This window comes from Flavobacterium sp. CF136, assembly GCF_000282055.1.
Classification (GTDB): Bacteria; Bacteroidota; Bacteroidia; order Flavobacteriales; family Flavobacteriaceae; genus Flavobacterium.
Window position 1 is genome coordinate 96,018 of sequence record NZ_AKJZ01000021.1, and the last position, 10,820, is coordinate 106,837.

Below are 10,820 nucleotides of genomic sequence, written 5' to 3' on the forward strand. Positions count from 1 at the left end.
CTCTGAATGTTTTTCTGAAAAATTTTATTAAAAATAAAAAAACCTAACAGACTTTAAAATCTGTTAGGTTTACATAATATATCTTTTTAGTTCTACATCAGTTTCTGAATAATAATCTCTTCTGTGATTCCTTCAGCATCAGCTTTGTAATTTTTAATAATTCTATGACGAAGAATCCCGGTTGCAACTGCTTTCACGTCTTCAATATCCGGCGAAAATTTACCATTAAAAGCCGCATGTGCTTTAGCAGCCAAAATTAAATTCTGTGAAGCTCTTGGTCCTGCCCCCCAATCCAGATAATTTTTTACAAAATCATTTGATAAAGGATTATCAGGACGCGTTTTACTTACCAGGGTCACTGCATATTCAATTACATTATCTGCTACAGGAATTCTGCGGATTAAATGTTGAAAATCTATAATTTCCTGTGCTGTAAACAAAGGATTAATTGTCGTTTTTATATCTGAAGTAGTTTGTTTTACTACCTGAACTTCTTCCTGAAAACTCGGATATTCCAGTTTTACGGCAAACATAAAACGATCTAACTGAGCTTCGGGCAAAGGATAAGTTCCTTCCTGCTCAATTGGATTTTGGGTTGCCAATACAAAATAAGGTAAATCCAGCTTATGATTTTCTCCGGCAATGGTAACCGAACGCTCCTGCATTGCTTCTAATAAAGCGGCCTGTGTCTTTGGTGGTGTTCTGTTAATCTCATCGGCTAAAATTATATTTGAAAAAATTGGTCCTTTGATAAATTTAAACTGTCTATTTTCATCTAAAATTTCACTTCCCAAAATATCCGAAGGCATTAAATCCGGTGTAAACTGAATTCTTTTAAAATCCAATCCCAGTGCCTGAGATAAAGTATTTATCATTAAAGTTTTTGCTAAACCCGGAACACCAATTAAAAGAGCGTGTCCTCCTGAAAATATGCATAATAAAATTTGATCTACAACGGCATCCTGGCCTACAATGATTTTTGCTATTTCGGTTTTTAATTCGTTTCTTTTTTGAACTAAATTGTGAATTGCTGCTACGTCAGACATTTAAATATATTTTAAAATTGAAAAGAGTTAGCTCTATGAATTCATAAAACTAACTCTTTTTATTTATTTTATAAAAATTATTTTTTCAACCAATTATTTGTAAAAGTACAATCTCTGTATTCTCCAATAATTTTTATGTATGTATCTTTTATTTTTGCATCAAACCATTTAGCAATAGCATTGATTTGTTTTTCTTTTAATGCTAATTCTTTAATTTTAGTGTAATCTTTAGCATAATCAGCAGTATGCTCATCGATTCTGTTGGTAACAGTAATTAACTTATATGTCTTTTTTCCTTTATCATCTGTATTTAAAAGAGGCTGGGAAACTTCATCATCTTTCAAATTTGAAACCTGGCTGTACAATGTCGGATCCATTTTAGTTAACTCAAAACGAGTATCCTGCGTATTCGGATTCACTAACGTCCCTCCGTTTGCTCTGGTTTGTTTTTCATCAGACTCTGTTCTGGCAGCATCAGCAAAAGAAATTTCTTTGCTTACTATTTTATTTCTGATATTGGTAATTCTCTCTTTAGCTTCTTTTAATGCATCTTCAGAGACTGTTGGCGATATTAAAATATGTCTCAACTCTACCTCCTGCCCTTTTATTTTATCAACCATTATGATATGATATCCATATGTAGTTTCAAAGGGCTCAGAAATTTCACCTTCAGCCAAACTAAAAGCAACATCCTTAAATTCTTTTACAAATGGAGTCTTTCTGGTCATTTTATAATATCCTCCATTCGGTGATGAACCAGGATCCTGAGAATATAAAACGGCTTTCGTAGCAAAACTTGAACCATCCATTACATCTTTTTTGATACCATTTAGCCTGTCAATAACCTTTTGTTTGTCTTCTTTTGAAACTTTTGGTTCTACAACAATTTGAGCTACTTCCATTTCAGCTCCAAAAGTTGGTAATTCTTCTTTTGGGATTTTTTTAAAGAAATTACGAACCTCCTCAGGTGTAATCTCTACATCTTTAACAATTTTATCTCTCATTTCTGAAGATAATTTTTGCTCCTTTAATATATCAGCAAAATATGTTTTAAATTCTTCAACAGAGTTCTTTTTATAATAAGCTACCACTTTATTAATGTCACCTACCTGCTGTAACATATAATTCAGCCTCTCATCCATCATATTTTTCACCTCGGCATCACTAACTATAATGCTATCCTGAATTGCCTGATGTGCATATAACTTGTCTTCTAAAAGTTTTCCAAGCATCATACATCTTGTAATATCTTTTATAGAACCTCCCTGACTTGAAATTTCTAAATATCCTTTATCAATATCAGAATCTAAAATAATATAATCTCCAACAGTTGCAATAATACCGTCAATTTTTTGCTTGTTGATTGAAGTCTTTTCTGCAGGTTTTTCGGCTACAGCATCTTTAATAATTTCCTGAGCAGAAATAAATGAGTTGAAAAAAAGTAAAAAACATATTGTCAGAACGAACTTATAATCAATAGTTTTTAGCTGTATTTTTTTTAATAACATTATTTTAAATTTAATTTTTGAATGTAAAGTCTTGTTTTTTAGCGTTTTATTTAAAACAAAAATCAATTAAATGAATATTTTCAAAACTTTAGAAAATATAAAAAAATTGCATCCGGTTTTTTTACAACTTATAACGAACAAAAATAACAATTCAATTACATAATACAAGTATCAGCTATACTATTAACAAAAAATTATAGGATAGTTCTAAAATCCAACAAAATAAGTGCTGGTATCAAATGAAACCTTATAAAAACTAAAAAATTTTTGCATTTAGAAATATCATAAAATTCCTTTATCACTTTTATTTCTGATGAGTTCGTGAATAGCTATTTCAGAGTCAAATAAAGTTTTCCATACTACAACGTTTTCGCTGTATAACTATTTTCTTAAAAAAAATTACCAAATCAAAAAACATATAATTTAGATAGATAATTAACAATTATAAGTCTATAAATTACGAATAATTCGTTTTTAAAGGCTTAAAATATGTAATTAAAATATTATCTAACCTAAACCAAATCATTATTATGAAAAAATCTAAGCTACAGATTTATTTAATGGCTGTCATCACAGTATTTTTTTACTCGTGTTCTCAAAACGAAACAGATGTTGATACAAAAGCTGAAAGTCAGCAATTTAAAATCATCAATGTTACGAATCACGACGGTAAACCATTCAATACAGGAGACACAAAATCATCTTCTACAGGGAAATATGTTGATAATCCCGGTGGCGGAGTTATGATGCAGGCCTTTTATTGGGATGTTCCTGCTGGTGGAAACTGGTGGAATACTATTAATGCTAAAGTAACAGACTGGTCTAATGCCGGAATTGGCTCAATATGGCTTCCACCAGCTTCAAAAGCTCAAAATGGAGCATTTTCTATGGGATACGACCCTACAGATTATTTTGATTTTGGAGATTATAATCAAAACGGAACAATAGAAACCAGATTTGGATCAAAAGCTGAACTGGAAAGTCTAATTACAAAAGCACATACCGAAAACATGAAAGTATATGCAGACATTGTAATTAATCACAATAGTGGAGGACAATCAGAAGCCAATCCTTTCACCGGAACAAATACCTGGACTAATTTTAATGGTATTGCTTCCGGAAAATTCAAGCGTACTTATAATGATTTTTATAAAAACAGCTACGGAAATAATGATGAAGGATCTTTTGGAGGGTTTCCGGATTTATGTCACGCGAATCCATATGTACAGGATTGGTTGTGGATAAGAGCAGATGGAGTTGGTAAATATTACAAAAACACCATGAAGTTTGATGGTTGGAGATTTGACTACGTAAAAGGTTTTGGACCATGGGTGATAAATGCATGGAACGCTAATGTAGGCGGATTTTCGGTTGGGGAATATTGGGATGCAAATGTAAATACACTTGAATGGTGGGCCAATAATGCCAATAGTTCTGTATTTGATTTTGCCTGTTATTACAAAATGAATGATGCTTTTGATGGAAATAATCTTGCCCTGTTAAACGACGATATGATGTGGAAAAGAAATCCATACAAAGCTGTTACTTTTGTCAGTAATCATGATACTGATGAGATTTCAAACAAATTATTGGCCTATTCATATATTCTGACCCATGAAGGATATCCAACAATATTCTACAGAGATTATGAAGAATGGCTCGATAAAAACAAGTTGAATAATCTAATCTGGATTCACAATAACAAAGCAACAGGAACAACTTCAATATTATATTCTGATAATGATGAGTATATCGCAAGAAGAAATGGTTATAACGGCAACCCGGGATTAGTTGTTTACATTAACAACTCAACTTCATGGCAGGAAAGATGGATTCAGACTAATTGGGCCAATACTCAAATCAAAGATTTTACAGGAAACTCAACCTGGTACCCAACTACTCAGGCCGATAAATGGGTAAAAATACAATGTCCTCCAAAAGGATATTCAGTTTGGTCGATTAATCAGTAATTCACATAAAATTACATTTCAAGGCTGTTGTAAAAAACAGCCTTATTTTTTTCTCCATATATAAAAGGAAAGACTTCCAAATTAAGAAGTGAATATTTTTATTACCACTTAATTAATAGTACTTTTGCATCCTATTTATACAAAATATGAGTTTTTTAAAAGAAATACAACGCAGAAGAACATTTGGAATTATATCGCATCCTGATGCCGGTAAAACAACATTAACTGAAAAATTATTGCTTTTCGGAGGTGCAATTCAGGAAGCAGGTGCTGTTAAAAACAACAAAATAAAAAAAGGAGCGACAAGTGATTTTATGGAAATCGAACGCCAAAGAGGTATTTCGGTTTCAACCTCTGTGCTTGCTTTTAATTATAAAGATAAAAAAATTAATATCCTCGATACTCCTGGTCACAAGGATTTTGCCGAAGATACTTTTAGAACTTTAACTGCTGTTGATAGCGTTATTGTAGTTGTTGACGTTGCAAAAGGGGTTGAGGAACAAACTGAAAAATTAGTTGCTGTTTGTAGAATGCGAAACATTCCGATGATTGTTTTCATCAATAAATTAGACCGTGAAGGAAAAGATGCTTTTGACTTAATGGATGAAGTGGAGCAAAAACTTGGTTTAAAGGTAACGCCCTTAAGTTTCCCTATCGGAATGGGTTATGATTTTCAGGGGATTTATAATTTATGGGAACAAAACATTAATCTTTTTAGTGGAGACAGCCGTAAAAATATTGAAGAAACTATCGCGTTTTCAGACGTTCAAAATCCGGAATTAGAAAAAATTATTGGTCAAAAACCAGCTGATAAACTTCGTGAAGAATTAGAATTAATTGACGAAGTATATCCAAAATTTGATCGTCAGGATTATTTAGACGGAAAAATTCAGCCTGTATTTTTTGGTTCTGCCTTAAATAATTTTGGGGTTCGCGAATTATTAGATTGTTTCGTCTCTATTGCTCCTTCTCCAAGGCCTAAAGATTCTGAAACCCGTCTGGTTGATCCAACGGAAGAAAAAATGTCAGGTTTTGTATTTAAAATACATGCTAATATGGATCCTAAACATCGTGATCGTTTAGCATTTATTAAAATTGTCTCCGGAACTTTTGAAAGAAATAAGCCTTATTATCATGTTCGCCAAAAGAAAAACTTAAAATTTTCCAGCCCGAATGCATTTTTTGCCGAGAAAAAAGAAATTGTTGATATTTCATATCCAGGTGATATTGTAGGCTTACACGATACAGGAAATTTTAAAATTGGCGATACTTTAACGGAAGGTGAATTAATGAGTTTCAAAGGAATTCCGAGCTTTTCCCCTGAGCATTTTAGATATATAAATAATGCGGATCCAATGAAGGCCAAACAATTGGACAAAGGAATTGATCAGCTAATGGATGAAGGTGTTGCTCAGTTATTTACATTAGAAATGAATAACCGTAAAATTATCGGAACAGTTGGAGCGCTTCAATACGAAGTTATTCAATACCGTTTGGAGCATGAATATGGTGCAAAATGTACGTATGAAAATTTCCCTGTACATAAAGCATGCTGGGTAAAACCTAATGATCCTAAAAGTGATGAATTTAAAGAGTTCAGAAGAATCAAGCAAAAATTTCTGGCTCATGATAAATATGGACAATTGGTTTTTCTTGCCGATTCCGATTTTACAATTCAGATGACACAAAGTAAATATCCAAATGTAAAATTATTTTTTACTTCGGAATTTGAATAAGATCTATTTACATAATACCAAAAACGCCAACTTAAAAATTGGCGTTTTTTGTTGAAATAAATCAATGATACCCTGCATTGTAAATATAAACAATATTTTCAGCGAGTGATTACCTATCTGATTCTGTTTAAAAGGACGTTGTTTTAAAAAATAAACGTATTATTTAATTAGTCAAATCCAAAAGTAAATCTTTAAAATGGCAATCAAAACTGACAAACTTTTACTAAAGCAAATCGTTCTCCTGTTTAGTCTTTTAAGATGTGTTCTTAATGTTAGATTCTTCCTTTCAATATGGTTTGTACCAAAACGTTTTACAGAATGTAATTTCTCATTAATCAGATATCTGTAGTTTTTTAATCTGTCTGTAAATATCTTTTTTGCTTCTGATAATTTTAAAGAATCTAAAACACGGCTTAATGTTTTATTGGTTCGTTTACCGACATTAAAACTTACTACACTTTTTGAATCTTTTTCTAAAGCATAAACCAGCCAGATATAATTTTTCTTGTGCCTAACGTAAGTACACAGTTCATCGACTTCATAAGTTTTGCCTTTGCTGATAATTGGCTTGATAATATTTCTGGCGATTGACACAATCCTTTTCAATAATGTTGCTGTTGAAATTTTTAATATTCTAGCAGTGCTTCTTATTCCTAAACCTTCTTTTGTTAATTGAATGATACTTCCATCAATATCAGGTTTGTAAGCTTGATAAGTATAATTTTCAACTCTTGTTTTCCTGCATAGCTTACAAATATATCTTTGATTACCAGACTTTGTTTTCCCGTATTTTATCATGTTTCTAATGTCACCAACACATCTGCAACACCAAGTCTGGTTTGAACCCATTTTTTTCAATTTAAGACATTATATAATAAAAAAACAACCCGAAGGTTGTTTTAATTTTGTTGCGATATTACTATAAATCATTGATTATCTGCAAATGTTAGATGGAATAATTAACCACCAACACATCTGATACATTACCCATTCCATCTGGGTCAATAAAGTAAACAGGATTATCCATTGCATAATTATATGGTGACCATCTACGCCCTTTCTCTGCTAACGGATCCATATTCATCCAACGACCAAGTGCAGGATCATAATTACGTGCTCCATAATCATAGAAGTTAAGCCCCAACTCGTCCTGCAGTTCCTTGCCGTTGTATTTATACTTTAGGGCAGGGTTTGTTGATTGTATTACAGGTCCATAACCTGTATGTTTTAATCCAAAAGGATAGTAGTCATTCTGTTCGAGAATCTCTGCAGCAGCGATACTTCCATTGCCGTCACTGTCTTTGTAGCTCAGTCGTACATTTCCCAGATGGTCCTTGTATTGATATACATATTTAAAAGAACTTGCCGTAACTGCTTCTACATAACCTTCAGCAGTAGGAAAAAATTGCAAAACGGTATTCAGGTATTGATACCCTCCTAAATAGTCGGTTGTTGTAGTGCTGGCTGGAGAAGTAATTGTTACCACTTTTTGCACTTTTTGCCCGGCTGCATTGTAAATGTACACAATGTTTCCGGTTGTGGCAAAAGTTATTTTGATTGGCAGGTTAAGATGATTATAGGTAATGGCCGTAATATTTTTGTTATTGTCCTTGGTCATGTTTCCATTGGCATCGTAGGAATAATCATCAACACTATTGGCCGCACTATCAACAAATCCGAGCGTCTTGTTGCTGCTGTCGGCAACTTTGGTCAACTGGTTTGTGGCATTTGTTGGGCCGTAACTATAAACAAGGTTATCGATTGCTGTGGCTGTTTCATTGGTTCCGTTACGCACAATAGAGTATAGGCTGTGCTTATTTTCTTTTTTCAAAATAAGTTTCCTCTTTCTAACTTTTCGGTATATTTGTAAACATCAGTAACGAAAACTACAATTTCGCCTAGCGGCATAAAGTTTACAGCATTATTCCACACGACTCTTATGAAACAATTCTTAAAAATTCAAATAGTTCTTCTAATTGCAATTCTCTCAAGCTGCAATCAAAAAAACTCACCTGAAAACAGAAAAATTGACACTTATCAAAATATAAAAGAAGAACTGAAAGATACAGAGCTTAAAAAAGTAACTCCAAAAGCTAACATTGAAGAATTAGAAATGGAAATTAATAATGGCGGATTCCTTCAATACTTCTTCAATACTTCTGGACAAAATTGTTTTGCAACATTGAAAGCGTTAAAAAAAAATGGAAAATCAAAGACGGCAAAACTACTTAAAAGTGCAATTGATTTAATTAATCCAAATCAACTTTCAGAAAGAGAACTTATAGAAAAAATTAGAAAAAGGGAAGTTGAAGAACTCGATGATGAAAAAGTAAAAGCCGGATTGGAAAAACTTGATGAAATGTTTTATAAATATCCAGATGGAAGTTTGGATAAAGAATAAGGGTTTATCGACAAGCATACGGTACATTCTCAACTTCCAAATTATAAAAAAAGACGACATAATGTCGTCTTTTTTTTATTTAAGCGTTTTATTTATTTTGTTGGTATATACCAATCTTCTTTATCAATTTTCGATTTTACAAGTTTTTCCCGTAATTCTTTTTCTACAAAGATTCTTTTAAAGGCTAAAGCACCGCTACCAAAATACTCATGACTTTTAAAAATAGGTGCAATAATATCTTTGGGCATCGGATAAAAGCCTTGTGGCATTGCTAGGTATTTAGTTCTCTCACATACATTACAGATTTCGGTCGGGTATCCTTCTAGATTTAATTTTTCTTGGGTTTCTTCCAGAACCAATTGCACTGTATTTTCAAAAGGAGTGTCTTTTTTATACTTTAAGACTTCTCTGCATTTAATTCCTAACGGTTTAAAAATTTCTTCATAAACTGTTTTTTCAACAAACAATTCATCAAAAACCCAACCTAAACTAAATATTTGCTTTTTACCTGCTGGCGGAACATTTTTAAGTCTAAATGCATCTTTTTGTTTAAACCCTATGCCACAACTAGGACAGTAATCACTTAAATCATAAGTTAGTTCTTTATATCCAAAATCCATATCAGGCATTGGATAACCATGAGAAAAAGCTGTTTTTTTTACAGACAATAAGGATTCCTTTATTTCTTGTTTTGTGAATTCAGGATAACGTATACCGTCACTACCAGCCCATTTATAAATATAATCTTTAACCTTAAAATAGGTTTCTTCACCCATTTGAACAGCAGTATGTCCTTTAACAGGATAAATACCAAACTCATTCATAATCTTTATCTGAGCATCACTCCAATCAAGTGCTACGTGATACATTATTTTCATAATCCTAAAGCTTTTAATATTTGAGGGTAATCTTTATATATTCTTTTAGCAGCACTATATATTTGCGTCTTTGAAGCTTCTAATGTTGTTGTCGTGGCTTTGGAACCTTCATATCCTATTTCTGCTCGCCAAGCATTAGTAAATATCTGATGCTCTTCAGCTGTTACAGCTATAGAACTCATACTTCCTGGTGTGACTCCTAAAGTTCCAGCAAATCGTTGTTCTATTAAATGATGCGCTTGTAAGCCTTTGCCTTTAAGCAAGGTCTTTAAAGCTGAATATGATTTAATCCCATATTTTTCCGCAACTGATAGTCCTCCATATTTACCTGCTTGTTCAGCTGCAGCAACTTCTACTCCGGCTATAACTCCAGCTGTACCAGTTTTATATTTGTTAGCGGTCCCAAGAGTAAACAAATCCATAACTCCAGCTCCAAAACTTAAAGCTGCACCTAAATAGTCACCTTCTCCCATTTTGTCACTACTGTCAATGGTAGCTCCCAAAACAGGAACAGCCAACAGAAATTGCTTAAATAAACCTGGTTTCTTTTTCGGAGGGTCGCCACCATCATCTGATTCACTACTATGACTTGCAATAGCTTCCTCAGCTGTCACTGTTGCACCAGTATCTTTATTTTTATACTGTTTTTCATCCCAATCATAATAATTTCCTGATTGTCCAGCTTCTGCTTGCATGCCATCCGGATCAACAAAGAATACAGGACTATCAAGAGCGTATGTATAAGGACTATATCTCCTCATTTTCTCTGCCAGCGGGTCAATGTTCATCCATCGTCCTAATGCAGGGTCATAATTTCTCATCCCATAGTCGTAAAACCCAAGCCCTAGCTCGTCTTGCAGCTCTTTTCCATTGAACTTATACTTATTCTCTACACCACTTTTAACATTATTATATCCTTCCTGTTTCAAACCAAATGGATAGAAATTACTCTCTTCCTTAATAGCAAGAGTTTTATCATAACTCAAACGAACATTACCCAAATGGTCTTTGTATTGGTATACATATTTATAAGAACTTCCTGAAGGTTCTACATAACCTTCTGCGGTTGGAAAAAACTTCAGTAAAGCATTATCATATTGATAACCACCCAGATAATCTGTTGTTATGGCTGCTTTACCTGTTTCGTTTACAATCTTTTGTACTTTTTGTCCCGTTGCATTGTAAATATAAACAATGCTTCCTGTTGTGGCAAAAGTTATTTTAGTTGGCAGGTTAAGATGGTTGTAGGTTATGACTGTGATGTTTTTGTTATTGTCTTTA

9 protein-coding genes are annotated in these 10,820 nt (G+C 33.0%); 3 read left to right on the forward strand and 6 right to left on the reverse strand.

The features are described 5' to 3' along the window. Nucleotides 1–92: 92 nt before the first annotated feature. Together PMI10_RS09315 and PMI10_RS09320 are read right to left on the reverse strand one after the other, a co-directional pair. Nucleotides 93–1,046 (reverse strand): AAA family ATPase, encoded by a 954-nt coding sequence (locus PMI10_RS09315; RefSeq protein WP_007807033.1) that lies wholly within the window; start codon nt 1,044–1,046, stop codon nt 93–95. Nucleotides 1,047–1,123: 77 nt separating this feature from the next. Then, a complete protein-coding gene (locus PMI10_RS09320; protein WP_007807035.1) occupies nt 1,124–2,554 on the reverse strand; it encodes a peptidylprolyl isomerase in 1,431 nt (476 codons plus the stop codon). Between the two features lie 530 nt (nt 2,555–3,084). Here PMI10_RS09320 and PMI10_RS09325 point away from each other — a divergent pair. Both PMI10_RS09325 and PMI10_RS09330 read left to right on the forward strand, forming a co-directional pair. Then, the gene (locus PMI10_RS09325; RefSeq protein WP_007807037.1) at nt 3,085–4,524 is read left to right on the forward strand and encodes an alpha-amylase; all 1,440 of its coding nucleotides are present in this window, start codon (nt 3,085–3,087) and stop codon (nt 4,522–4,524) included. A gap of 146 nt (nt 4,525–4,670) precedes the next feature. Beyond that, nucleotides 4,671–6,260, forward strand: a complete 1,590-nt coding sequence (locus PMI10_RS09330; protein WP_007807039.1) for a peptide chain release factor 3 — start codon at nt 4,671–4,673, stop codon at nt 6,258–6,260. Nucleotides 6,261–6,431: 171 nt separating this feature from the next. Here PMI10_RS09330 and PMI10_RS09335 read toward each other — a convergent pair whose 3' ends face one another. Next, nucleotides 6,432–7,109 (reverse strand): IS1 family transposase, encoded by a 678-nt coding sequence (locus PMI10_RS09335; RefSeq protein ID WP_007807041.1) that lies wholly within the window; start codon nt 7,107–7,109, stop codon nt 6,432–6,434. A gap of 97 nt (nt 7,110–7,206) precedes the next feature. Continuing rightward, on the reverse strand, nt 7,207–8,091 hold the full coding sequence (locus tag PMI10_RS09340; protein WP_007807043.1) for an RHS repeat-associated core domain-containing protein: 885 nt from the start codon (nt 8,089–8,091) through the stop codon (nt 7,207–7,209). 108 nt (nt 8,092–8,199) lie between these two features. Between PMI10_RS09340 and PMI10_RS21655 the strand changes: the two genes are divergently transcribed. Next, on the forward strand, nt 8,200–8,661 hold the full coding sequence (locus tag PMI10_RS21655) for a DMP19 family protein (RefSeq protein ID WP_007807045.1): 462 nt from the start codon (nt 8,200–8,202) through the stop codon (nt 8,659–8,661). Nucleotides 8,662–8,753: 92 nt separating this feature from the next. Here the strand turns inward: PMI10_RS21655 and PMI10_RS09350 are convergent, their stop codons facing one another. After that, nucleotides 8,754–9,539, reverse strand: coding sequence for a hypothetical protein (locus tag PMI10_RS09350; protein WP_007807047.1), 786 nt, complete (start codon nt 9,537–9,539; stop codon nt 8,754–8,756). Next, nucleotides 9,536–10,820: RHS repeat domain-containing protein (locus tag PMI10_RS09355; RefSeq protein ID WP_007807049.1), on the reverse strand; the 1,285-nt coding region annotated here is incomplete at its 5' end. The genes PMI10_RS09350 and PMI10_RS09355, both read right to left, overlap by 4 nt.

What these genes read in the sequence shown, in the direction of transcription:
- PMI10_RS09315 (WP_007807033.1), bottom strand. Translation starts at nt 1,046, where the DNA reads ATGTCTGACGTAGCAGCAATTCACAATTTAGTTCAAAAAAGAAACGAA.
- PMI10_RS09320 (WP_007807035.1), bottom strand. Translation starts at nt 2,554, where the DNA reads ATGTTATTAAAAAAAATACAGCTAAAAACTATTGATTATAAGTTCGTT.
- PMI10_RS09325 (WP_007807037.1), top strand. Translation starts at nt 3,085, where the DNA reads ATGAAAAAATCTAAGCTACAGATTTATTTAATGGCTGTCATCACAGTA.
- PMI10_RS09330 (WP_007807039.1), top strand. Translation starts at nt 4,671, where the DNA reads ATGAGTTTTTTAAAAGAAATACAACGCAGAAGAACATTTGGAATTATA.
- PMI10_RS09335 (WP_007807041.1), bottom strand. Translation starts at nt 7,109, where the DNA reads ATGGGTTCAAACCAGACTTGGTGTTGCAGATGTGTTGGTGACATTAGA.
- PMI10_RS21655 (WP_007807045.1), top strand. Translation starts at nt 8,200, where the DNA reads ATGAAACAATTCTTAAAAATTCAAATAGTTCTTCTAATTGCAATTCTC.
- PMI10_RS09350 (WP_007807047.1), bottom strand. Translation starts at nt 9,539, where the DNA reads ATGAAAATAATGTATCACGTAGCACTTGATTGGAGTGATGCTCAGATA.